Origin of the sequence: Pseudomonas sp. GZJR-8 (assembly GCF_002916705.1) — a bacterium.
GTDB lineage: Bacteria > Pseudomonadota > Gammaproteobacteria > Pseudomonadales > Pseudomonadaceae > Aquipseudomonas > Aquipseudomonas synxantha_A.
Genome location: NZ_JXSI01000006.1, coordinates 172,030 through 194,084, shown reverse-complemented (window position 1 = coordinate 194,084; position 22,055 = coordinate 172,030). Strand labels below are relative to the sequence as shown.

General features: G+C 60.7%; 23 protein-coding genes. 18 read left to right on the top strand and 5 right to left on the bottom strand.

Translation table 11 applies throughout. The annotated features are described in order from the left end of the window. Positions 1-317: 317 nt before the first annotated feature. From TK42_RS14225 to TK42_RS14155, 15 genes are all read left to right on the top strand, one after another. Positions 318-731 (top strand): NADH-quinone oxidoreductase subunit A, encoded by a 414-nt coding sequence (locus TK42_RS14225; RefSeq protein ID WP_003192109.1) that lies wholly within the window; start codon positions 318-320, stop codon positions 729-731. A 10-nt stretch (positions 732-741) separates the two neighbouring features. Next, a complete protein-coding gene (locus TK42_RS14220; RefSeq protein WP_003174719.1) occupies positions 742-1,416 on the top strand; it encodes an NADH-quinone oxidoreductase subunit B family protein in 675 nt (224 codons plus the stop codon). A gap of 72 nt (positions 1,417-1,488) precedes the next feature. Beyond that, the gene (gene nuoC, locus TK42_RS14215) at positions 1,489-3,273 is read left to right on the top strand and encodes an NADH-quinone oxidoreductase subunit C/D (RefSeq protein ID WP_005789116.1); all 1,785 of its coding nucleotides are present in this window, start codon (positions 1,489-1,491) and stop codon (positions 3,271-3,273) included. A gap of 2 nt (positions 3,274-3,275) precedes the next feature. Further along, positions 3,276-3,773 (top strand): NADH-quinone oxidoreductase subunit NuoE, encoded by a 498-nt coding sequence (gene nuoE / locus TK42_RS14210; RefSeq protein WP_003232080.1) that lies wholly within the window; start codon positions 3,276-3,278, stop codon positions 3,771-3,773. Further along, positions 3,770-5,125 carry an NADH-quinone oxidoreductase subunit NuoF gene (gene nuoF, locus TK42_RS14205; RefSeq protein WP_005789119.1) on the top strand — a complete coding sequence of 452 codons (1,356 nt, stop codon included), beginning with the start codon at positions 3,770-3,772 and terminating at the stop codon, positions 5,123-5,125. The genes nuoE and nuoF overlap by 4 nt, the downstream gene beginning before the upstream one ends. A gap of 135 nt (positions 5,126-5,260) precedes the next feature. Next, a complete protein-coding gene (gene nuoG / locus TK42_RS14200; RefSeq protein WP_103734498.1) occupies positions 5,261-7,975 on the top strand; it encodes an NADH-quinone oxidoreductase subunit NuoG in 2,715 nt (904 codons plus the stop codon). Beyond that, positions 7,972-8,979: an NADH-quinone oxidoreductase subunit NuoH gene (gene nuoH, locus TK42_RS14195; RefSeq protein ID WP_003192116.1), complete on the top strand. Its 1,008-nt coding sequence runs from the start codon at positions 7,972-7,974 to the stop codon at positions 8,977-8,979. Before nuoG ends, nuoH begins: the two co-directional genes overlap by 4 nt. Before the next feature lie 11 nt (positions 8,980-8,990). Next, complete coding sequence (gene nuoI, locus TK42_RS14190) at positions 8,991-9,539, top strand: NADH-quinone oxidoreductase subunit NuoI (protein WP_003174725.1); 549 nt, start codon at positions 8,991-8,993, stop codon at positions 9,537-9,539. 9 nt (positions 9,540-9,548) lie between these two features. Continuing rightward, positions 9,549-10,052, top strand: coding sequence for an NADH-quinone oxidoreductase subunit J (gene nuoJ / locus TK42_RS14185; protein ID WP_003174726.1), 504 nt, complete (start codon positions 9,549-9,551; stop codon positions 10,050-10,052). A gap of 2 nt (positions 10,053-10,054) precedes the next feature. Next, positions 10,055-10,363 carry an NADH-quinone oxidoreductase subunit NuoK gene (gene nuoK, locus TK42_RS14180; protein ID WP_003174727.1) on the top strand — a complete coding sequence of 103 codons (309 nt, stop codon included), beginning with the start codon at positions 10,055-10,057 and terminating at the stop codon, positions 10,361-10,363. After that, entirely contained in the window at positions 10,360-12,213 is a 1,854-nt protein-coding gene (gene nuoL, locus TK42_RS14175; RefSeq protein WP_046068643.1) for an NADH-quinone oxidoreductase subunit L, read from the top strand. Before nuoK ends, nuoL begins: the two co-directional genes overlap by 4 nt. A gap of 55 nt (positions 12,214-12,268) precedes the next feature. Next, positions 12,269-13,801, top strand: coding sequence for an NADH-quinone oxidoreductase subunit M (nuoM, locus tag TK42_RS14170; protein WP_103734497.1), 1,533 nt, complete (start codon positions 12,269-12,271; stop codon positions 13,799-13,801). 7 nt (positions 13,802-13,808) lie between these two features. Beyond that, positions 13,809-15,272: an NADH-quinone oxidoreductase subunit NuoN gene (nuoN, locus tag TK42_RS14165; protein ID WP_003192122.1), complete on the top strand. Its 1,464-nt coding sequence runs from the start codon at positions 13,809-13,811 to the stop codon at positions 15,270-15,272. 237 nt (positions 15,273-15,509) lie between these two features. After that, positions 15,510-15,860 (top strand): toxin, encoded by a 351-nt coding sequence (locus tag TK42_RS14160; protein WP_103734496.1) that lies wholly within the window; start codon positions 15,510-15,512, stop codon positions 15,858-15,860. Then, positions 15,850-16,164, top strand: coding sequence for a DNA-binding transcriptional regulator (locus TK42_RS14155; RefSeq protein ID WP_014718915.1), 315 nt, complete (start codon positions 15,850-15,852; stop codon positions 16,162-16,164). Before TK42_RS14160 ends, TK42_RS14155 begins: the two co-directional genes overlap by 11 nt. Positions 16,165-16,223: 59 nt before the next feature. Here TK42_RS14155 and TK42_RS14150 read toward each other — a convergent pair whose 3' ends face one another. Together TK42_RS14150 and TK42_RS14145 are read right to left on the bottom strand one after the other, a co-directional pair. Continuing rightward, positions 16,224-16,976: an outer membrane beta-barrel protein gene (locus TK42_RS14150; protein WP_032880612.1), complete on the bottom strand. Its 753-nt coding sequence runs from the start codon at positions 16,974-16,976 to the stop codon at positions 16,224-16,226. A 125-nt stretch (positions 16,977-17,101) separates the two neighbouring features. Next, positions 17,102-17,935: an arylamine N-acetyltransferase gene (locus tag TK42_RS14145; RefSeq protein WP_103734495.1), complete on the bottom strand. Its 834-nt coding sequence runs from the start codon at positions 17,933-17,935 to the stop codon at positions 17,102-17,104. A gap of 120 nt (positions 17,936-18,055) precedes the next feature. On the opposite strand from TK42_RS14145, the gene TK42_RS14140 reads away from it, so the two are divergent. Next, positions 18,056-18,292, top strand: a complete 237-nt coding sequence (locus TK42_RS14140) for a DUF6555 family protein (RefSeq protein WP_005789137.1) — start codon at positions 18,056-18,058, stop codon at positions 18,290-18,292. Between the two features lie 30 nt (positions 18,293-18,322). Here TK42_RS14140 and TK42_RS14135 read toward each other — a convergent pair whose 3' ends face one another. Together TK42_RS14135 and TK42_RS14130 are read right to left on the bottom strand one after the other, a co-directional pair. Continuing rightward, on the bottom strand, positions 18,323-18,517 hold the full coding sequence (locus TK42_RS14135) for a DUF6021 family protein (RefSeq protein WP_005789138.1): 195 nt from the start codon (positions 18,515-18,517) through the stop codon (positions 18,323-18,325). Between the two features lie 12 nt (positions 18,518-18,529). After that, positions 18,530-18,709 (bottom strand): hypothetical protein, encoded by a 180-nt coding sequence (locus tag TK42_RS14130; protein ID WP_103734494.1) that lies wholly within the window; start codon positions 18,707-18,709, stop codon positions 18,530-18,532. A gap of 115 nt (positions 18,710-18,824) precedes the next feature. On the opposite strand from TK42_RS14130, the gene TK42_RS14125 reads away from it, so the two are divergent. Beyond that, a complete protein-coding gene (locus tag TK42_RS14125) occupies positions 18,825-19,346 on the top strand; it encodes a DUF3087 family protein (protein ID WP_103734493.1) in 522 nt (173 codons plus the stop codon). A 29-nt stretch (positions 19,347-19,375) separates the two neighbouring features. On the opposite strand, the gene TK42_RS14120 is transcribed toward TK42_RS14125, so the two are convergent. Continuing rightward, positions 19,376-20,236, bottom strand: a complete 861-nt coding sequence (locus TK42_RS14120; RefSeq protein ID WP_103734492.1) for a Dyp-type peroxidase — start codon at positions 20,234-20,236, stop codon at positions 19,376-19,378. Positions 20,237-20,374: 138 nt separating this feature from the next. Between TK42_RS14120 and TK42_RS14115 the strand changes: the two genes are divergently transcribed. Continuing rightward, entirely contained in the window at positions 20,375-21,991 is a 1,617-nt protein-coding gene (locus TK42_RS14115; protein WP_103734491.1) for an NADP-dependent glyceraldehyde-3-phosphate dehydrogenase, read from the top strand. Positions 21,992-22,055: the final 64 nt, after the last annotated feature.

The following is a 22,055-nucleotide window of genomic DNA, read 5'->3' as shown; positions in this document are numbered from 1 at the left end:
ACTTCCCCCGCCACATGAGAAACAATCGCTTAAACCCCACGCAAACAATATTCATTATCATTTGGCGCCTGAAAACTTCGTTGCAGCTTAAACAAAACATAATTGATGAAAAGCCCGCTAATGCCCACGGTACAAGGGCTACAGCCCCAAGAAGGTGCACTATGTGCTTATTCCACCGAATAATTTCGCCCTGGGAATTTTACTTGCCCGGTGTTTAGCCATAAAATCACCGCGATTGATTGCAGTGCGACATATCGTCACTGCATCGTTACTTTTTCGAGCTCAGAGACCTTTGCTCTCTGTTAAGGATTTCCAGCATGACCGACGCGACAGGACTCATGGCCCACAACTGGGGCTTTGCCATTTTCCTCCTCGGTGTAGTGGGCCTCTGCGCCTTCATGCTTGGCGTCTCCAGCCTACTCGGGTCAAAAGCCTGGGGCCGCAGCAAAAACGAACCGTTCGAGTCCGGCATGCTACCTACAGGTGGCGCCCGCTTGCGGCTCTCAGCCAAATTCTATCTGGTCGCGATGCTCTTCGTGATCTTCGATATCGAAGCCCTCTTTCTCTTTGCATGGTCTGTGTCCGTCCGCGAAAGCGGCTGGACCGGATTCGTCGAAGCTCTCGTTTTCATAGCAATTCTGTTGGCAGGTCTTGTCTACCTGTTCCGAGTGGGCGCCCTTGACTGGGCTCCGGAAGCTCGTCGCAAGCGGCAGGCGAAGCTGAAACAATGAGGCTTTGGCAATGCAATACAATCTCACCAGGATCGACCCGGATGCTCCTAACGAGCAGTACCCCATCGGCGAACGGGAAACCGTTTCCGACCCGTTAGAAGACCAAGTCCACAAAAACATCTACATGGGCAAGCTGGAAGACGTGCTGAGTGGCGCGGTCAACTGGGGGCGTAAAAACTCCCTGTGGCCGTACAACTTCGGCCTTTCGTGCTGCTACGTGGAAATGACCACCGCCTTCACGGCACCCCATGACATCGCCCGCTTTGGCGCCGAAGTTATCCGGGCATCACCGCGCCAGGCGGATTTCATGGTTATCGCCGGTACCTGCTTCATCAAGATGGCGCCGATCATCCAGCGTCTCTATGAGCAAATGCTCGAACCGAAGTGGGTCATCTCCATGGGTTCGTGCGCCAACTCCGGTGGCATGTACGACATCTACTCGGTCGTTCAAGGGGTGGACAAGTTCCTGCCCGTGGACGTCTACGTGCCTGGCTGCCCGCCCCGCCCCGAAGCATTCCTGCAAGGCTTGATGCTGTTGCAGGAATCGATTGGCAAGGAGCGTCGCCCGCTGTCCTGGGTCGTCGGTGATCAAGGCGTGTACCGCGCCGAGATGCCGTCCCAGAAGGAACAGCGCCGCGAACAGCGAATCGCAGTCACCAACCTGCGCAGCCCCGACGAAGTCTGATCCAGCCCGCTTCTTTATATAGAACGAAAACCTGGCTTCATTCTTTACGTTGACCGAAAGCGATAAAAAACCATGACTACAGGCAGTGCTCTGTATATCCCGCCTTACAAGGCAGACGACCAGGATGTGGTTGTCGAACTCAATAACCGTTTTGGCCCTGACGCCTTCACCGCCCAGGCCACACGCACCGGTATGCCGGTGCTGTGGGTGGCGCGCGCCAGGCTCGTCGAAGTCCTGACCTTCCTGCGCAACCTGCCCAAGCCGTACGTCATGCTCTATGACCTGCATGGCGTGGACGAGCGACTGCGCACCAAGCGCCAGGGGCTGCCGAGCGGCGCCGATTTCACCGTCTTCTACCATTTGATGTCGCTGGAACGTAACAGTGACGTGATGATCAAGGTCGCCCTGAGCGAGAGCGACCTGAGCATCCCGACCGTCACCGGTATCTGGCCGAACGCCAGCTGGTACGAGCGTGAAGTCTGGGACATGTTCGGCATCGACTTCCCCGGCCACCCGCACCTGACGCGCATCATGATGCCGCCGACCTGGGAAGGTCACCCGCTGCGCAAGGACTTCCCTGCCCGCGCCACCGAATTCGACCCGTACAGCCTCAACCTCGCCAAGCAGCAGCTTGAAGAAGAAGCGGCGCGCTTCCGTCCGGAAGACTGGGGCATGAAACGCTCCGGCACCAACGAGGATTACATGTTCCTCAACCTGGGCCCGAACCACCCTTCGGCTCACGGTGCCTTCCGTATCATCCTGCAACTGGACGGCGAAGAAATCGTCGACTGCGTCCCGGACATCGGCTACCACCACCGTGGCGCCGAGAAGATGGCCGAGCGTCAGTCCTGGCACAGCTTCATCCCGTACACCGACCGTATCGACTACCTCGGCGGCGTGATGAACAACCTGCCGTACGTGCTCTCGGTCGAGAAGCTGGCCGGCATTAAAGTGCCGGACCGCGTCGACACCATCCGCATCATGATGGCCGAGTTCTTCCGCATCACCAGCCACCTGCTGTTCCTGGGTACCTATATCCAGGACGTCGGCGCCATGACCCCGGTGTTCTTCACTTTCACCGACCGTCAGCGCGCCTACAAGGTCATCGAAGCCATCACCGGTTTCCGCCTGCACCCGGCCTGGTACCGCATCGGCGGCGTGGCCCACGACCTGCCGAACGGCTGGGAGCGCCTGGTCAAGGAGTTCATCGACTGGATGCCCAAGCGTCTGGACGAGTACCAGAAAGCCGCGCTGGACAACAGCATCCTCAAGGGTCGTACCATCGGCGTCGCCCAGTACAACACCAAAGAGGCCCTGGAATGGGGCGTCACCGGTGCCGGCCTGCGTTCCACCGGTTGCGACTTCGACCTGCGCAAGGCGCGCCCGTACTCCGGCTACGAGAACTTCGAGTTCGAAGTACCGCTGGCGGCCAATGGCGATGCCTACGACCGTTGCATCGTGCGCGTCGAAGAAATGCGCCAGAGCCTGAAGATCATCGAGCAGTGCATGCGCAACATGCCGGCCGGCCCGTACAAGGCGGATCACCCGCTGACCACGCCGCCGCCCAAAGAGCGCACGCTGCAGCACATCGAAACCCTGATCACGCACTTCCTGCAAGTTTCGTGGGGCCCGGTCATGCCGGCCAACGAATCCTTCCAGATGATCGAAGCGACCAAGGGTATCAACAGTTATTACCTGACGAGCGATGGCGGCACCATGAGCTACCGCACCCGGATTCGTACCCCAAGTTTTGCCCACTTGCAGCAGATCCCTTCGGTGATCAAAGGCGAGATGGTCGCGGACTTGATTGCGTACCTGGGTAGTATCGATTTCGTTATGGCCGACGTGGACCGCTAAGCATGAACAGCACGCTTATCCAGACAGACCGTTTCACCCTCAGTGAAACCGAGCGCTCGGCCATCGAGCACGAGCTGCATCACTACGAAGACCCGCGCGCGGCGTCGATCGAAGCCTTGAAGATCGTCCAGAAGGAACGTGGCTGGGTGCCCGACGGCGCCCTCTACGCCATCGGCGAGATCCTCGGCATCCCCGCCAGCGACGTTGAAGGCGTGGCGACGTTCTACAGCCAGATCTTCCGTCAGCCAGTCGGCCGTCACATCATTCGCGTGTGCGACAGCATGGTCTGCTACATCGGCGGCCATGAGTCCGTGGTCAGCGAAATCCAGGCCAAGCTCGGCATCGGCCTCGGCCAGACCACCGCCGACGGCCGCTTCACGCTGCTGCCGGTGTGCTGCCTGGGCAACTGCGACAAGGCGCCGGCGTTGATGATCGACGACGACACATTCGGTGACGTACAGCCTGCTGGCGTGACCCAATTGCTCGAGGGCTACCCATGACCCTGACTTCCTTCGGCCCGGCCAACCTGATCAAGCGTTCGGCCGAGACCCACCCGCTGACCTGGCGCCTGCGTGACGACGGCGAGCCGGTATGGCTTGACGAATACCAGGCCAAGAACGGTTACGCCGCAGCGCGCAAAGCCTTCGCCGATATGGCCCAGGACGATATCGTCCAGACCGTGAAGGACGCCGGCCTCAAGGGCCGCGGCGGCGCAGGCTTCCCCACGGGTGTGAAGTGGGGCCTGATGCCCAAGGACGAATCCATCAACATCCGCTACCTGCTGTGCAACGCGGATGAGATGGAGCCCAACACTTGGAAAGACCGCATGCTGATGGAGCAACTGCCCCATCTGCTGATCGAAGGCATGTTGATCAGCGCCCGTGCGCTCAAGACCTACCGTGGCTACATCTTCCTGCGTGGCGAGTACACCACCGCCGCCAAGCACCTCAACCGTGCAGTGGCAGAAGCCAAGGCCGCGGGCCTGCTGGGCAAGAACATCCTCGGTTCCGGCTTCGACTTCGAACTGTTCGTGCACACCGGCGCCGGGCGTTATATCTGTGGTGAAGAAACCGCACTGATCAACTCCCTCGAAGGTCGCCGCGCCAACCCGCGCTCCAAGCCGCCCTTCCCCGCCGCCGTAGGCGTGTGGGGCAAGCCGACCTGCGTGAACAACGTCGAGACCCTGTGCAACGTGCCGGCGATCATCGCCGACGGCGTGGACTGGTACAAATCGTTGGCTCGCGAGGGCAGCGAAGACATGGGCACCAAGCTCATGGGCTTCTCCGGCAAGGTCAAGAACCCGGGTCTGTGGGAGCTGCCGTTCGGCGTGACCGCACGCGAGCTGTTCGAGGACTACGCCGGCGGTATGCGCGACGGCTACACCTTGAAAGCCTGGCAGCCAGGCGGCGCCGGCACCGGTTTCCTGCTTCCTGAGCACCTGGACGCACAAATGTATGCCGGCGGCATCGGCAAGGTGGGCACCCGGATGGGTACCGGCCTGGCAATGGCGGTCGACAACACCGTGAACATGGTCTCGCTGCTGCGCAACATGGAGCAGTTCTTTGCCCGTGAATCCTGCGGCTTCTGCACCCCATGCCGCGACGGCCTGCCGTGGAGCGTCAAGCTGCTGATGGCCCTGGAAAACGGCGAAGGCCGCGAGGGTGATATCGAAACCCTGCTGGGCCTGGTCGGCTTCCTCGGCCCAGGCAAGACCTTCTGTGCTCACGCACCGGGCGCCGTAGAGCCATTGGGCAGCGCAATCAAATACTTCCGCTCGGAGTTCGAAGCCGGCATCGCGCCCACCAGCGCCGCCGTCCCGCCTCTGGCGAAGCCGATCGTAGTCGGCGCGTAACGCTTAAACAGGCGAAGGGTCCGTGCCCTTCGCCTGCTCATGTGCTGACGCCGTAAAGGCTGTGTAGATGCACATGAATAACAAGATTCCATTAGCCACGCCCGCTGACAACGGGCCAACGAAGAACTTTGAACCATGGCCACTATCCACGTAGACGGCAAAGCGCTCGAAGTCGATGGGGCGGACAACCTGTTACAGGCGTGTCTGTCACTCGGCCTCGATATTCCGTATTTCTGCTGGCACCCCGCGCTCGGTAGCGTCGGTGCCTGTCGCCAGTGTGCGGTCAAGCAATACACCGACGAGAACGACACCCGTGGTCGTATCGTCATGTCCTGCATGACCCCAGCCACCGACAACACCTGGATCTCCATCGACGATGAAGAGTCCAAGGCGTTCCGCGCCAGCGTTGTCGAATGGCTGATGACCAACCACCCCCACGACTGCCCGGTCTGTGAGGAAGGCGGTCACTGCCACCTGCAAGACATGACGGTGATGACCGGCCACAACGAGCGCCGTTATCGCTTCACCAAGCGTACCCACCAGAACCAGGACCTCGGCCCGTTCATTTCCCACGAAATGAACCGCTGCATCGCCTGCTACCGCTGCGTGCGCTTCTATAAAGACTACGCCGGCGGCACCGACCTGGGCGTCTTCGGCGCCCACGACAACGTGTACTTCGGTCGCGTTGAAGACGGCGTGCTTGAGAGCGAGTTTTCCGGCAACCTCACCGAGGTCTGCCCGACCGGTGTGTTTACCGACAAGACTCACTCCGAGCGCTACAACCGTAAGTGGGACATGCAATTTGCGCCGAGCATCTGCCATGGCTGCTCCAGCGGTTGCAACATCTCCCCGGGCGAGCGCTACGGCGAACTGCGTCGCATCGAAAACCGCTTCAACGGTTCGGTCAACCAGTACTTCCTGTGCGACCGTGGCCGTTTCGGCTATGGCTACGTCAACCGCGAAGACCGCCCACGCCAGCCGCTGCTGGCCGATGGCGCCAAGCTGAGCCTGGACGCCGCGCTGGATAAAGCCGCCGACCTGCTGCGCGGGCGCAATATCGTCGGTATCGGTTCGCCGCGTGCCAGCCTCGAAAGCAACTTCGCGTTGCGCGAGCTGGTCGGTGCCGAGCACTTCTACTGCGGTATCGAAGCCGGCGAGCTGGAGCGCATCCGCCTGGTCCTGCAAGTGCTGAATGACAGCCCGCTGCCAGTACCGAACATGCGCGACATCGAAGACCACGATGCGATCTTCGTGCTCGGTGAAGACCTGACCCAGACCGCTGCGCGCATTGCCCTGTCGCTGCGCCAGTCGGTCAAAGGCAAGGCCGAAGAAATGGCCGACGCCATGCGCGTACAGCCGTGGCTCGACGCCGCGGTGAAAAACATCGGTCAGCACGCGCTGAACCCGCTGTTTATCGCCTCGCTGGCTGAAACCAAGCTCGACGACATCGCCGAAGAATGCGTGCACGCCGCACCGGACGACCTGGCCCGCCTCGGTTTCGCCGTGGCCCACGCCCTCGACGCCAGCGCGCCTGCCGTCGATGGTCTGGACACCGAAGCCGTCGAACTGGCCCAGCGCATTGCCGACGCACTGCTGGCGGCCAAGCGCCCATTGATCATCGCCGGCACCTCCCTGGGTTCCAAGGCGCTGATCGAAGCCGCTGCCAACATCGCCAAAGCCCTGAAGCTGCGCGACAAGAACGGCTCCATCAGCCTGGTGGTGCCGGAAGCCAACAGCCTGGGCCTGGCCATGCTCGGTGGCGAGTCCCTGGACGCCGCCCTGCAAGCAGTGACCGACGGCAGCGCCGACGCCATTGTGGTATTGGAAAACGACCTGTACACCCGCACCGCTGCCGCCAAGGTTGACGCTGCGCTGGACGCTGCCAAAGTCCTGATCGTGGCCGACCACCAGAAGACCGCCACCAGCGAGCGTGCCGACCTGGTGCTGCCAGCCGCCACCTTCGCCGAAGGCGACGGTACCCTGGTCAGCCAGGAAGGCCGCGCCCAGCGCTTCTTCCAGGTGTTCGATCCGAAGTACATGGATGCCAGCATCCTGGTGCACGAAGGCTGGCGCTGGCTGCACGCCCTGCGCGCGACCCTGCTGAACCAGCCGATCGACTGGACCCAGCTCGACCACGTGACCGCTGCCACCGCCGCCAGCGCGCCGCAGCTGGCTCGTATTGTCGATGCCGCGCCGTCTGCCGCGTTCCGTATCAAGGGCCTGAAACTGGCCCGTGAACCGCTGCGCTACTCCGGTCGTACCGCCATGCGCGCCGACATCAGCGTGCACGAACCGCGTACCCCGCAAGACATCGACACTGCGTTCGCCTTCTCCATGGAAGGTTACTCGGGCTCGGCCGAGCCGCGTCAGCAGGTGCCGTTTGCCTGGTCGCCGGGCTGGAACTCGCCGCAGGCCTGGAACAAGTTCCAGGATGAAGTCGGTGGTCACATCCGTGCTGGCGACCCGGGCACCCGCCTGATCGAAAGCACCGGTGACGCGCTGAACTGGTTCACTGCGGTACCGCGTCCGTTCAACCCGGCTCCGGGTACCTGGCAGGTCGTGCCGTTCTTCCACCTGTTCGGCAGCGAAGAAACCTCTTCCAAGGCCGCGCCGGTTCAAGAGCGCATTCCTGCCGCTTACGTGTCCGTGGCCAAGTCCGAAGCCGACCGCCTGGGCGTCAACGACGGCGCGCTGCTCAGCCTCAACGTCGCCGGCCAGACCTTGCGTCTGCCGCTGCGTATCAATGACGAGCTGGGTGCCGGCCTGGTTGCACTGCCTAAAGGCATCGCCGGTATTCCGCCTGCCATTTTCGGCAAAACCGTTGACGGTCTGCAGGAGGCAGCGCAATGACTTGGTTCACGCCGGAAGTAATTGACGTGATCATCTCGGTGGTCAAGGCCATCGTGATCCTGTTGGCCGTGGTCGTCGCGGGCGCGCTGCTCAGCTTCGTCGAACGTCGCCTGCTGGGCTGGTGGCAGGACCGTTACGGTCCGAACCGCGTTGGCCCATTCGGCATGTTCCAGATCGCGGCCGACATGCTGAAAATGTTCTTCAAGGAAGACTGGACCCCGCCGTTCGCCGACAAGGTGATCTTCACCCTGGCACCGGTGGTAGCCATGAGCGCCTTGCTGATTGCCTTCGCGATCATCCCGATCACCCCGACCTGGGGCGTGGCGGACCTGAACATCGGCTTGCTGTTCTTCTTCGCCATGGCCGGTCTGTCGGTGTATGCGGTGCTGTTCGCCGGTTGGGCCAGTAACAACAAGTTCGCCCTGCTGGGCAGCTTGCGGGCCTCGGCCCAGACCGTGTCCTACGAAGTGTTCATGGGCCTGGCCCTGATGGGCATCGTGGTGCAGGTCGGCTCGTTCAACATGCGCGATATCGTCGAGTACCAGGCACAGAACCTGTGGTTCATCATTCCGCAGTTCTTTGGCTTCTGCACCTTCTTCATCGCTGGCGTGGCCGTGACTCACCGTCACCCGTTCGACCAGCCGGAAGCGGAGCAGGAACTGGCCGACGGTTACCACATTGAATATGCCGGCATGAAGTGGGGCATGTTCTTCGTCGGTGAGTACATCGGCATCATCTTGATCTCGGCCCTGCTGGTCACGCTGTTCTTCGGCGGCTGGCACGGTCCGTTCGGCATCCTGCCGCAGTTGGCCTTCTTCTGGTTCTTCTTGAAGACCGCGTTCTTCATCATGCTGTTCATCCTGCTGCGCGCCTCGATTCCGCGCCCACGCTATGACCAGGTGATGGATTTCAGCTGGAGATTCTGCCTGCCGCTGACCCTGATCAATTTGCTGGTGACGGCTGCCGTCGTGTTGTTGAACACGCCAGCTGCCGCGGTTCAGTGAGGATTTGACCCATGTTCAAATATATTGGCGACATCGTTAAGGGTACCGGTACCCAGTTGCGAAGCCTGGTGATGGTGTTCGGTCACGGCTTTCGCAAACGCGACACCCTGCAATACCCCGAAGAAGCGGTGTACCTGCCGCCGCGCTATCGCGGCCGCATCGTACTGACCCGCGACCCCGATGGCGAAGAGCGTTGCGTAGCCTGCAACCTGTGCGCCGTGGCGTGCCCGGTGGGTTGCATCTCCCTGCAGAAAGCTGAAACCGAAGACGGTCGCTGGTACCCGGACTTCTTCCGTATCAACTTCTCGCGCTGCATTTTCTGCGGCCTCTGCGAGGAAGCTTGCCCGACCACCGCGATCCAGCTCACACCGGATTTCGAGATGGCCGAGTTCAAACGTCAGGACCTGGTGTACGAGAAAGAAGATCTGCTGATCTCTGGTCCCGGTAAAAACCCTGATTACAACTTCTATCGTGTTGCAGGTATGGCCGTTGCCGGTAAGCCGAAGGGCGCCGCACAAAACGAAGCCGAGCCGATCAACGTGAAGAGCTTGCTGCCTTAAGGAAGAAAGATGGAATTCGCTTTCTATTTCGCATCGGGTATTGCAGTGGTGTCCACGCTTCGCGTGATCACCAACACCAACCCCGTGCACGCCCTGCTCTACCTGATCATTTCGTTGATCGCCGTGGCCATGACCTTTTTCAGCCTCGGCGCACCGTTCGCCGGTGTACTGGAAGTGATCGCCTACGCCGGCGCCATCATGGTGCTGTTCGTGTTTGTGGTGATGATGCTCAACCTGGGGCCGGCTTCGGTCGCCCAGGAGCGCGTCTGGCTCAAGCCCGGCATCTGGCTCGGCCCGGTTGTCCTCGCAGCATTGCTGCTGGGTGAACTGCTGTATGTACTGTTCGCTCACCAGAGCGGCCAGGCCATCGGCCACACCACCGTAGACGCCAAAGCCGTGGGCATCAGCCTGTTCGGCCCGTACCTGCTGGTGGTCGAACTGGCTTCGATGCTGCTGCTCGCCGCAGCCATCACCGCCTTCCACTTGGGCCGCAACGAAGCCAAGGAGCAATGACGATGCCTGCTATCCCTTTGGAGCATGGTCTGGCGGTCGCCGGCATCCTGTTCTGCCTTGGCCTGGTCGGCCTGATGGTGCGCCGTAACATTCTGTTCGTGTTGATGAGCCTGGAAATCATGATGAACGCCGCGGCACTGGCGTTCATCGTGGCGGGCGCACGTTGGGGCCAGCCGGATGGACAAGTCATGTTCATCCTGGTGATCAGCCTTGCAGCCGCCGAAGCCAGTATTGGCCTGGCGATCCTGCTGCAGCTGTATCGTCGCTTCCACACGCTTGATATCGACGCTGCCAGTGAGATGCGCGGATGAACATGATCTTTCTGACTTTCGTATTCCCCCTGATCGGTTTCCTGCTGCTGTCGTTCTCTCGCGGGCGCTGGTCGGAAAACCTCTCGGCCTTGATCGGCGTGGGTTCCATCGGCCTGTCGGCCATCGTGGCCGCCTACGTCATCTGGCAATTCAACGTGGCGCCGCCAGAAGGCGGTCACTACACCCTGGTGCTGTGGCAGTGGATGTCGGTGGAAGGCTTCAAGCCCAACTTCGCCCTCTACGTCGACGGCCTGTCGATCACCATGCTCGGCGTGGTGGTCGGTGTAGGCTTTTTGATCCACCTGTTCGCGTCTTGGTACATGCGCGGTGAAGCGGGCTACTCGCGCTTCTTCTCGTACACCAACCTGTTTATCGCCAGCATGTTGTTCCTGGTGCTCGGCGATAACCTGTTGTTCCTGTACTTCGGCTGGGAAGGCGTGGGCCTGTGCTCGTACCTGTTGATCGGTTTCTACTACAGCAACCGCAACAACGGCAATGCGGCACTCAAGGCATTTATCGTCACCCGTATCGGCGACGTGTTCATGGCCATTGGCCTGTTCATCCTGTTCCAACAGGTGGGCACGCTGAACATCCAGGAACTGCTGGTGCTGGCACCGCAGAAATTCCAGGTCGGCGACTTCTGGATCACCCTGGCGACCCTGATGCTGCTGGGCGGCGCCGTGGGTAAATCCGCGCAACTGCCGCTGCAAACCTGGCTGGCGGATGCGATGGCCGGCCCTACCCCGGTATCGGCACTGATCCACGCCGCCACCATGGTGACCGCCGGTGTCTACCTGATCGCCCGTACCCACGGCCTGTTCACCCTGGCGCCGGACATCCTGCATCTTGTAGGTATCGTCGGTGGCGTGACCCTGGTACTGGCCGGTTTTGCTGCCCTGGTACAGACCGACATCAAGCGTATCCTCGCCTACTCGACCATGAGCCAGATCGGCTACATGTTCCTGGCCCTGGGCGTTGGCGCCTGGGACGCGGCGATCTTCCACCTGATGACCCACGCGTTCTTCAAGGCGTTGCTGTTCCTCGCCTCCGGTGCGGTGATCGTCGCCTGCCACCACGAGCAGAACATCTTCAAGATGGGCGGCCTGTGGAAGAAACTGCCACTGGCCTACGCCAGCTTCATCGTCGGTGGTGCCGCACTCGCAGCCCTGCCGTTGGTGACCGCCGGTTTCTACTCCAAGGACGAAATCCTCTGGGAAGCGTTTGCCAGCGGTAACCAGAACCTGCTCTACGCAGGCTTGGTGGGTGCGTTCATGACCTCGCTGTACACCTTCCGTCTGATCTTCATCACCTTCCACGGTGAAGCCAAGACCGAAGCACACGCAGGCCATGGCATCTCCCACTGGCTGCCACTGTCGGTGCTGATCATCCTGTCGACCTTCATCGGCGCCATGATCACTCCACCACTGGCCGGCGTATTGCCAGAAAGCGTCGGCCATGCCGGCGGCGCAGACAAGCACAGCCTGGAAATCGCCTCGGGCGCCATTGCCATCGCCGGTATCCTGCTGGCCGCCCTGCTGTTCCTCGGCAAGCGTCGCTTCGTGACCGCCGTGGCCAACAGTGGCATCGGGCGCTTCCTGTCGGCCTGGTGGTTCGCTGCCTGGGGCTTCGATTGGCTCTACGACAAACTGTTCGTCAAGCCATACCTCGCCATCAGCCATGTACTGCGCAAAGACCCACTCGACCAGACCATCGGTTTGATCCCGCGCGCCGCCAAGGCCGGTCACACCGCCCTGAGCCGCAGCGAGACTGGCCAACTGCGTTGGTATGCAGCGTCCATGGCGGCCGGTGCCGTGCTGGTGATCGGCGCCATCGTCGTGGTAGCGGTCTGACTATGTTTAAGTGCACTGCGTACTTTGCAAACTTGCGAAAGGAAACGAGCCCGTCATGATTCTGCCCTGGCTAATCCTGATCCCCTTTATCGGCGGCCTGCTCTGCTGGATGGGTGAACGCTTCGGCGCCACCCTCCCCCGCTGGATTGCGTTGCTGACCATGTCCCTGGAACTCGCACTCGGCCTCTGGCTGTGGGCCCATGGTGACTATTCATTCGCTCCGGCACCGGGTGTCGATCCGACCTTCGCGCTTGAATTCAAGCACGTGTGGATCCAGCGCTTCGGCATCAATGTGCACCTGGCCCTCGACGGCCTGTCGCTGTTGATGATCCTGCTGACCGGCCTGCTGGGTATCCTCTCGGTACTCTGCTCCTGGAAAGAGATCCAGCGTCACGTGGGCTTCTTCCACCTGAACCTGATGTGGATCCTGGGCGGCGTGGTCGGCGTGTTCCTGGCGCTGGACCTGTTCATGTTCTTCTTCTTCTGGGAAATGATGCTGGTGCCGATGTACTTCCTCATCGCGCTCTGGGGTCACAGTTCTTCGGACGGCAAGAAAACCCGGATCTACGCGGCGACCAAGTTCTTCATCTTCACCCAGGCTTCCGGCCTGATCATGTTGGTGGCGATCCTGGGCCTGGTCCTGGTCAACTTCAACAGCACCGGCGTGATTACGTTCAACTACGCCGACCTGTTGAAAACCAAGATGTCGCTGACCACCGAGTACATCCTGATGCTCGGCTTCTTCATCGCCTTCGCGGTGAAGCTGCCAGTGGTGCCGTTTCACTCCTGGTTGCCTGACGCTCACGCCCAGGCGCCGACTGCCGGTTCCGTGGACCTGGCCGGTATCCTGTTGAAGACGGCGGCCTACGGCCTGCTGCGTTTCGCCCTGCCGCTGTTCCCGAATGCCTCGGCCGAGTTCGCGCCGATCGCCATGACCCTGGGTCTGATCGGGATCTTCTACGGTGCGTTCCTGGCCTTCGCGCAAACCGACATCAAGCGCCTGATTGCCTTCTCGTCCGTTTCCCACATGGGTTTCGTACTGATCGGCATCTACTCTGGCAGCCAGCTGGCGCTGCAAGGCGCGGTGATCCAGATGTTGGCCCACGGTGTTTCGGCCGCTGCCCTGTTTATCCTCAGTGGTCAGTTGTACGAGCGCCTGCACACCCGTGACATGCGTGAAATGGGTGGCGTGTGGTCGCGCATTGCTTATCTGCCGGCGATCAGCCTGTTCTTCGCCGCTGCATCCCTGGGCTTGCCGGGGACCGGTAACTTCATCGGCGAATTCCTGATCCTGATGGGGGCCTTCGTGCAGACGCCATGGATCAGCGCCATTGCTACCTCCGGCCTGGTGTTCGGTTCGGTGTACTCGCTGATCATGATCCACCGCGCCTACTTCGGCCCGGCCAAGTCCGACACCGTCCTGCAAGGGATGGATGCGCGCGAACTGATCATGGTGCTCGGCCTTGCGGTGTTGCTGATCTTCATCGGCGTGTACCCGCAACCGTTCCTGGACACTTCTGCCGCAACGATGCATGGCGTGCAGCAGTGGTTCGGCACCGCCTTCTCTCAACTCGCTTCGGCCCGGTAAGAGCGCTATGGAATTCACGATCCAACACTTTATCGCGCTTGCGCCGCTGCTGATTACCAGCCTCACCATCGTGGTGGTGATGCTGGCAATCGCCTGGCGCCGCAATCACTCGCAAACGTTCCTGCTGTCCTGCGCCGGGTTGAACCTGGCCCTGCTGTCGATCATCCCGGCCCTCAAGGTCGCGCCACTGGCGGTCACGCCATTGATGATGGTCGATGACTTCGCGTTGCTGTACATCGCCCTGATCCTGGTGGCGACCCTGGCCTGCGTCACCCTCGCCCACGCCTACCTCGGCGAAGGCGGCACCGGCTACCCGGGTAACAAGGAAGAGCTGTACCTGCTGATCCTGCTGGCTGCGGCCGGCGGTATCGTGCTGGTCAGCGCGCAGCACCTGGCCGGCTTGTTCATCGGCCTGGAACTGCTGTCGATCCCGACCTACGGCCTGGTTGCCTACGCCTTCTTCAACAAGCGCTCCCTGGAAGCCGGCATCAAGTACATGGTGCTGTCGGCGGCCGGTTCCGCGTTCCTGTTGTTCGGTATGGCCCTGCTCTACGCAGAAGCCGGCAGCCTGAGCTTCACTGGTATCGGCCACGCTCTGGCCGCCACCAACAGCCCGGCGCCGATTGCCCAGTTGGGCCTGGCGATGATGCTGATCGGCCTGGCGTTCAAGCTGTCGCTGGTGCCGTTCCACTTGTGGACCCCAGACGTGTACGAAGGCGCCCCGGCGCCGGTGGCCGCGTTCCTGGCGACTGCGTCGAAGGTGGCGGTGTTTGCGGTGATGGTGCGTCTGTTCCAGATCTCGCCTGCCGCCAACACCGGCGTGCTGAGCAACGTGCTGACCGTAATCGCCATTGCGTCGATCCTGTTCGGTAACCTGCTGGCGCTGACCCAGAACAACCTCAAGCGTCTGCTGGGTTACTCGTCCATCGCCCACTTCGGCTACCTGCTGATCGCCCTGGTGGCGAGCAAGGGCCTGGCCGTGGAAGCCATTGGCGTGTACTTGGTCACCTACGTGATCACCAGCCTCGGCGCCTTCGGTGTGATCACACTGATGTCTTCGCCTTACAAAGGCCGTGACGCCGACGCCCTGTACGAATACCGCGGCCTGTTCTGGCGCCGTCCGTACCTGACTGCCGTGCTGACCGTAATGATGCTGTCCCTGGCCGGCATTCCGCTGACCGCGGGCTTTATCGGCAAGTTCTACATTGTCGCAACCGGTGTTGAAGCCCACGAGTGGTGGTTGGTAGCGTCCCTGGTACTGGGCAGCGCCATCGGCGTGTTCTACTACCTGCGCGTGATGGTCACCCTGTACCTGATCGAGCCCAACCTGCGCCGTGTGGATGCCGAGTTGCATTGGGAACAGAAGGCAGGCGGCGTGATGCTGCTGGCCATCGCCCTGCTCGCGTTCTTCCTGGGCGTGTACCCACAACCGTTGCTCACCTTGGTGCAGCATGCGGTGCTGGGCGTTTGATCGCTTAGGTTGATGCAGCAAGCAGAACGGCGCCTTTGGGCGCCGTTTTGCGTTTTCCAGGATCTGCTTTTCCCCTCCCCTGCTCGCTGAATTTTCCTCCTCGATCTGCCTCTTCATCCGGCATCTACCCGATGAAGCCGGCCGTATGGTGTTTGCGTTTTAAGAAAGTTCCCACAGCGCGGTCACTTGACCTAACGCGAGTGGGCCACCAAACTCTACGCAGGCTACGTACAGAACATGGATGCTCTATTTATCGAACTGCCGGCATTCGAGCGGCATCGCAAGGACTATCTGAGTGAGGAGCTTTTCCAGGGTTTTCAACAGGAGTTAATGAAAAACCCCGAAGCAGGAGATGTGATCGAAGGAACGGGCGGGTTGAGAAAGGTTCGCTTCGTTGATGAAAGGCGAAACAAAGGCAAGCGTGGTGGCCTGCGAGTCATTTACTACTGGTGGTCAGGCGGCACGCAATTCTGGTTATTCACCTTGTACGGCAAGCACGAACAGAGCGACCTGACACCCCACCACAAGAGAGCTCTTAAACACATGCTGGACAGGGAAATCAAAGCGAGAACACATCATGAAACGTGACATCTTTTCCGAACTGGTCGAAGGCTTCGACGCCCTGGCCGATGAGCGCCAGGGTAAAATCACCCTGCGCAACCACAAGGTCCACCTTAACAAGCTGGCGCCGCTCACCGCTGATGAGGTGATCGCCGTGCGCCAGCAACTCAACCTTTCCCGGTCGGTATTCGCCATGTACCTGCGTACCAACACCCGCACCCTGGAGAACTGGGAACAAGGCCGGGCCAAGCCCAACGCCCAGGCCGTCACCCTGATCCGTCTGGTAGCGCGTTTTCCTGAAACCGTGGCGCAACTTGCCGCATTGGGCTGACCTGCGAAAGCAAAAAAAAACGCCCCGATTATCGAGGCGTTTTTTGCAGTACAACAGCGTCAGAATGCAATACCGACCTTGAAGCCGTATTCGTCACGCTTGAGCTTGGTGTTGTCGGCCACATAGGAGTCGTCGTCGAGCTTGTACTCGGTGCGGGTGTAGTACAGGCCCGCCATCACTGGCAGGTCGCCCTTCTGGTTCATCAGCAGGCTGACTTCAGCATAGGGGTTGGTGCGGTCCTTGAGGTCCACGCTGTCGCTGCCAACGCCGTCTACCTTGAGTTTGGCGCGGCCATCGATGGTGTGACGGGCGCCGGCTTCAACGCGCAGCGTCATGTCATCGAACTGGTGGTTGTAGCCCAGCGCAGCCTTGGCAAACGGCGACTTGTTGGTCAGCTTCATATCGTAGCCATTGGTGTCCGGCTCATAGCGGGTCCAGGTGTAGCCACCGCCTACGATCACGTCGACGAAGTTGCGCGCATCCAGCGCGGCACGCCAGCCGAGGTCGAGGTCGGCCTGGCCTTCCTTGAGCTTGTTGTCGCTTTTTTCGCCGTACTTGGCTTCGATACCGGCCTGGTAGATGAAGCCGGACTCGGCGGTGAGCTTGTTGCCGAAGTTATAGAACAGGCCCGCTTCAGGCATGTGGTCCTTGTCGCTTTCGCTACCGCCTTCCAGCTTGAAGTCGTTGTAGCTGCCCAGGATCCCGAACGTGGAGATCGGGTCGGTGGAAGGTGCAGCGAACACCACGCCAGGCGCAGCGACCAGGGCCAGCAACGAGGTGTTCTTGAGAAATTTTCCGAATAGTTTGGACATCGTTTTACATCTCCATTTTAAGGTGGGCAAAGTATTCAGGAATCGGTTCGAACCTTGGCGTTTGCAAAAAGTTCGAACGGATTTGCACCAAAATGGAGAAAAAACGGTTCAGCGAAGGCTCTATCTCAATATTCTTCAGGATTCGTGCGGATAAGGCTTTCAACGGCTTCGCGAAGTTGAGGCTGATCCGGCAGCTGAATCCCGAACGTGTCGTGCAATAGCGCCAGCAACTCGTCGGCGCTTTGAAGCGTGCGCTTTTCACTGGGCCGATCCAGGTAATGAAGCGCATAGTTGGCGTTGGCCAAGGTATGACGTTTACCGGGGGCAAGCAGCGCAGCCTTCAACTGCCCAACGAACGGCGACCCCGGGTGCGTGGAGACGTACCAGTTGCCGATTTCGTAGTCGATATCTGCCTGCACTTGCAGATCGAACACGTACAAGCCGCGCCACTCTTCACCGACCTGGGCCCACAATGTGTAGCTGCCCTGATTGCATGTCAGGCGAAAAGGCTCATGGGCAGTGGCTTGGGGCGCTTCGTTGTCCAGTTGCAACGGGCTGCTGGGGACCATGCCACCGAAGCCGACATCGGTGATATAGCGCACGCCGTCGAGGGTCACCAGGCTCAGACGATGAGTACGGCCGGTGTGGGCGTCCGGTGGCCCGCCAATCACCACACGACCGGTAATGCCGCGAGCCTCATAGCCCAGCTCCTGCAACAAGGCCAGGAACAGCTGGTTCAACTCATAGCAATAGCCGCCGCGTCCTTGGTGCAACACCTTCTGTGTGACGCTTTGCAGGTCAATCGGCACCGGCGCGTGCATCAGGGTCGACAGGCTTTCAAAGGCAAAGGTGCAGACATGGCGCAGCTGCAAGTCCCGCAGGGTCTGCAAGGTGGGTGCCGGTGGCGAGGCATAGCCCAGACGTTGCAGGTACAGGCGGCTATCCGTGGGTGTGAGCATGGCGCGATCCTCGGGCGCAGGGCAAGAGCGTCACTATGCCGCGCCACTGCGTACGTTGTCATTTTGAATGAACCTTTTAGAACGCTGGCCTATCCATCTATAACAAGACAGGGAGGCAACATGAGTACCGCAAAAATCTACACCATCCACTATCAGCTACACGGTAAACCCAAGTCTTTCGTGGTGCGCGCCGAGGTGATGAATAACGCCGAAGCCTGGCACTGGGCGGCCGTTGATGCCGACATTGCCCATGTCAGCCGCATCGGCCGCGTCGGTCACGAGCAAGTGAAAAAAACCACCCGGCCCTGGGCGGAAAAATACGGCATCACCGACGTCAGTTGGACCCCACCCAAATAAACAAAGCCCCGCACGACGGCGGGGCTCGGTTCACTTCTTCAAGTCGCCCAACGGATCGTAGGGCGGCTTTTTCTCAGATGACTTTTTCTCATCCAGCGGCGCAATAGCCGGACCTACCGGGTCGACCTGCGGGTCGGCCACATCTGGCGAGTCCGGGTCGAAACCCAGCTCATCCTTGCCACTGGCGTGCTCGTTGGAGTGGGGACCATCGGTACGTTTGTTCATCACAGACTCCTGCTAAAGCGGGCGCGCTTTGTCGTGGAGGTTTTCCAGGTCTTGTTCGACGTGCTCGACATCGTTGTCGGGGCCACGCTCTTTGGGATCGTTGGGGCGCAAAGCATTGTTGTCACGCTCCTCCTCCCCCGGGGTGCGGTTCGGATCAGGTGTACCTGGCGGTGGCTGCTTGTGTTCAGACATGATGGCTTACCTCATGAGGGGCTTCGAAGGTTTAGAGAAACCGTGCGCAGCCATCGTTCAACTTCATTGCTGCAAGCATGAGAAGATGACCGCCCTTTCTGGAGACCTGACCCGGATGTTCGAGCTCAAACCCTGCGACCCTGTCACCTACCGTCAACAGACCCGCCGCAGCACGCTGATAGTGGCCGTACTGTTCCTGGCCCTGGCCATGCTGCTGTCGAGCCTGGCGGTGATGCTGTTCGGTGAGCCTGGGGGGGACAACTTTCGCTTCAATGTCGGCGGTGTATTTGCCGGGGTGTTGATCACCGTCGCACTGGTGCGTGGCCCGTTCTGGTCCCAGCCCTGGCTGGCGCCGGCGGTGTATGGCTGGCAACTCAAGCGCAGCCTGATGAGCGTGACCAACGTAATGCACAAGGTCACCGAGCGGGTACAAGCCAACGACCCGGCCGCCATCAAACTGTTGCGTTTCTATCACCTGGGGCTGACGCAAATGCATGAGCTGGATGCCAACTCCAGCGCCCAGGCGCAACTGGTCGGCGAGATCGACGCACACAAGACCAAGATGCACGCACTGGGGATCGATACCGAACAAACCCGGCTTGACCCCGCGTGGCTGGAAACGCTCAAAAGCGCTTGAGGCGTACGTCAGGGAGCAGGCAAAGGTCGTTAAAAAACCAAACTCAGGTCCAGACGCCCGTCCCTGACCGGGGGACACCAGTAATAGCCACCAGTCAATGGCTTACTGATGCGATACAAACCATCGACAATCCCATCCTCCAACCCGCTCATACGCCGAAGCTGCGCCTCAAACGCATCGAAGGAATGGCCAAACGCGAGGAACATCAATCCTGCCTGGCCATTCTCGGCCCAAGGCATCGAGCGTCGCACCACGAAGGCTTCCGGGGTGAAGCTTTCCTGGGCTGTGCGCTTGGTGTGGGCCGATTCCGGAGCGTCGTCGAGCTCTTCGTTGTCGCCATGGCGTCGGCCGATGATGTGATCACGCTCCTGGGCAGGCAACGCGGCGAACCCGTCGAGGTCGTGTTGCCATTGCTGGATAGCGGCAAAGCTGGCACCGCTGTCGGTCAAGGCGGCCTCCACGGCGGCATCGTCGTGAGGGTTTTCGGTGCCGTCTTCGTAGTCGGTCAGGTCAAAACCGGTCTTGTAGCGGAAGCCTTCAGTCGATTGCACCAGGCGAAACGCCGGGGCCAGGGCTTTCTCGATGGCACGACTACGCAGCAGCAACTCGCCACGATCCACCCCATGCAGCCATACCCACAGCGCCTGTTGAGTCGAAGGGTTGTCAGCGCCAGGGCCGCTGACGGCGGGGAATGCACGCAGCCCTTCAATTTCGGCGCCCAGCGCCTTTACCAGCGGTTCACCGAAACCGACCACGGCCGCCGCATCCGTCAACTGCACCAGCGCGTCCAGCGCCGCGGGCACGGCTTGCAGGGAATCGAGGGCGAAAAACAGATGGCGGGCCTGCAAAGGCACCGGTGCGGCAAGAATGCCCGGCTGGTACTGACTCATGTGAACTCCTTCTGAAAAGCCGCGCAGTTTACCCGGCGCGCACCGCGCTGCGAACAACAATGCGCGTAAGCCTTGCCTTAGAGCCGCTAGTTGGGTGACTCTCTAGTCATGTTTTGCAACTATTCCAGGGGTAGCGACATGACCACCAGCAACCTGCTCGCCCAGCTGTTTCCCACTTCCGTCACCCAGATTCCCGAGCAATTTCGCCTGGCGGCGCCCATTGAGCAGCGTGATTACCTGGTCGATGGCCAGCTGCGGGTGTGGAACGGCCCGCTCGCTCGCGTGCAAAGCCCGGTGCAACTGGGCGATGAGCGCGTGCATATCGGCAGCACGCCATTGCTGGATGCCGACACCGCCCTCACCGCCCTGGATGCCGCCGTGCGTGCCTATGACCGTGGCCAGGGTGAGTGGCCGACAATGCGCGTTGTCGAACGTATCCAGCACGTCGAGGCATTTTTGCGGCGTATGCGCGAACAGCGCGATGCGGTGGTGAAGCTGCTGATGTGGGAAATCGGCAAGAACCTCAAGGACTCGCAGAAAGAATTCGACCGCACCTGCGACTACATCACCGACACCATCAACGCCCTCAAGGAACTCGACCGCCGCAGCAGCCGCTTCGAGCTGGAGCAGGACACCCTCGGGCAAATCCGCCGCGTACCGCTGGGCGTGGCGCTGTGCATGGGGCCTTATAACTACCCGTTGAACGAGACCTTCACCACACTGATCCCGGCGTTGATCATGGGCAATACCGTGGTGTTCAAACCGGCCAAGCTCGGTGTGCTGTTGATCCGCCCCTTGCTGGAGGCGTTCCGCGACAGCTTCCCGGCCGGGGTGATCAACGTCATCTACGGCAGCGGCCGCGAAACCGTGAGCGCGCTGATGGCCAGCGGCAAGATCGATATCTTCGCGTTTATCGGCACCAACAAGGCCGCTAGCGACTTGAAAAAACTGCACCCCAAGCCACACCGCTTGCGTGCTGCGCTGGGGCTGGATGCGAAGAACCCCGGGATCGTGCTGCCCGAGGTGGATCTGGATAACGCGGTGAGTGAAGCGGTCACCGGTTCGTTGTCGTTCAACGGCCAGCGTTGCACTGCGTTGAAGATCCTGTTCGTGCATGAAGATGTCGTCGATAGCTTTATCGAGAAATTCAACACCAAACTCGCGACGCTCAAGCCCGGTATGCCCTGGGAAGACGGCGTGGCGCTGACGCCACTGCCGGAAGTGGGCAAGGTGGATTACCTCAACGAACTGGTGGCCGATGCCGCCCGACACGGCGCTCAGGTGGTCAATAGCGAGGGCGGCAGCAGCCGTGGTTCGTTCTTCTATCCGGCGGTGCTGTACCCGGTGAACCCGCAGATGCGCGTGTACCACGAAGAGCAATTCGGCCCGGTGGTGCCGATCGTGCCCTACCGCGACCTGGAGACCGTGATCGACTACGTGCTGGACTCGGACTTCGGCCAGCAGTTGAGCATTTTCGGTACCAACCCCGTCGAGGTCGGGCGCCTGGTAGACACCTTCGCCAACCAGGTCGGCCGTATCAATATCAACGCCCAGTGCCAGCGCGGGCCGGACACCTTTCCGTTCAACGGCCGCAAGAACTCGGCCGAAGGCACGCTGTCGGTGCATGACGCCTTGCGCGTGTTTTCGATCCGCACCCTGGTGGCGACCAAGTTCCAGGAGAGTAACAAGGCGTTGGTCAGCGATATCCTGCGCAACCGTGACTCGAGCTTCCTGACGACCGACTACATTTTCTGAAGCCAACCCCGTTCCAATGTGCAGACAGGTCAGTGTGGGAGCTGGCTTGCCTGCGATGCCGGCG

Coding starts and splice junctions, on each gene's coding strand:
- TK42_RS14225 (WP_003192109.1), top strand. CDS start 318: ATGACCGACGCGACAGGACTCATGGCCCACAACTGGGGCTTTGCCATT.
- TK42_RS14220 (WP_003174719.1), top strand. CDS start 742: ATGCAATACAATCTCACCAGGATCGACCCGGATGCTCCTAACGAGCAG.
- nuoC (WP_005789116.1), top strand. CDS start 1,489: ATGACTACAGGCAGTGCTCTGTATATCCCGCCTTACAAGGCAGACGAC.
- nuoE (WP_003232080.1), top strand. CDS start 3,276: ATGAACAGCACGCTTATCCAGACAGACCGTTTCACCCTCAGTGAAACC.
- nuoF (WP_005789119.1), top strand. CDS start 3,770: ATGACCCTGACTTCCTTCGGCCCGGCCAACCTGATCAAGCGTTCGGCC.
- nuoG (WP_103734498.1), top strand. CDS start 5,261: ATGGCCACTATCCACGTAGACGGCAAAGCGCTCGAAGTCGATGGGGCG.
- nuoH (WP_003192116.1), top strand. CDS start 7,972: ATGACTTGGTTCACGCCGGAAGTAATTGACGTGATCATCTCGGTGGTC.
- nuoI (WP_003174725.1), top strand. CDS start 8,991: ATGTTCAAATATATTGGCGACATCGTTAAGGGTACCGGTACCCAGTTG.
- nuoJ (WP_003174726.1), top strand. CDS start 9,549: ATGGAATTCGCTTTCTATTTCGCATCGGGTATTGCAGTGGTGTCCACG.
- nuoK (WP_003174727.1), top strand. CDS start 10,055: ATGCCTGCTATCCCTTTGGAGCATGGTCTGGCGGTCGCCGGCATCCTG.
- nuoL (WP_046068643.1), top strand. CDS start 10,360: ATGAACATGATCTTTCTGACTTTCGTATTCCCCCTGATCGGTTTCCTG.
- nuoM (WP_103734497.1), top strand. CDS start 12,269: ATGATTCTGCCCTGGCTAATCCTGATCCCCTTTATCGGCGGCCTGCTC.
- nuoN (WP_003192122.1), top strand. CDS start 13,809: ATGGAATTCACGATCCAACACTTTATCGCGCTTGCGCCGCTGCTGATT.
- TK42_RS14160 (WP_103734496.1), top strand. CDS start 15,510: ATGGATGCTCTATTTATCGAACTGCCGGCATTCGAGCGGCATCGCAAG.
- TK42_RS14155 (WP_014718915.1), top strand. CDS start 15,850: ATGAAACGTGACATCTTTTCCGAACTGGTCGAAGGCTTCGACGCCCTG.
- TK42_RS14150 (WP_032880612.1), bottom strand. CDS start 16,976: ATGTCCAAACTATTCGGAAAATTTCTCAAGAACACCTCGTTGCTGGCC.
- TK42_RS14145 (WP_103734495.1), bottom strand. CDS start 17,935: ATGCTCACACCCACGGATAGCCGCCTGTACCTGCAACGTCTGGGCTAT.
- TK42_RS14140 (WP_005789137.1), top strand. CDS start 18,056: ATGAGTACCGCAAAAATCTACACCATCCACTATCAGCTACACGGTAAA.
- TK42_RS14135 (WP_005789138.1), bottom strand. CDS start 18,517: ATGAACAAACGTACCGATGGTCCCCACTCCAACGAGCACGCCAGTGGC.
- TK42_RS14130 (WP_103734494.1), bottom strand. CDS start 18,709: ATGTCTGAACACAAGCAGCCACCGCCAGGTACACCTGATCCGAACCGC.
- TK42_RS14125 (WP_103734493.1), top strand. CDS start 18,825: ATGTTCGAGCTCAAACCCTGCGACCCTGTCACCTACCGTCAACAGACC.
- TK42_RS14120 (WP_103734492.1), bottom strand. CDS start 20,236: ATGAGTCAGTACCAGCCGGGCATTCTTGCCGCACCGGTGCCTTTGCAG.
- TK42_RS14115 (WP_103734491.1), top strand. CDS start 20,375: ATGACCACCAGCAACCTGCTCGCCCAGCTGTTTCCCACTTCCGTCACC.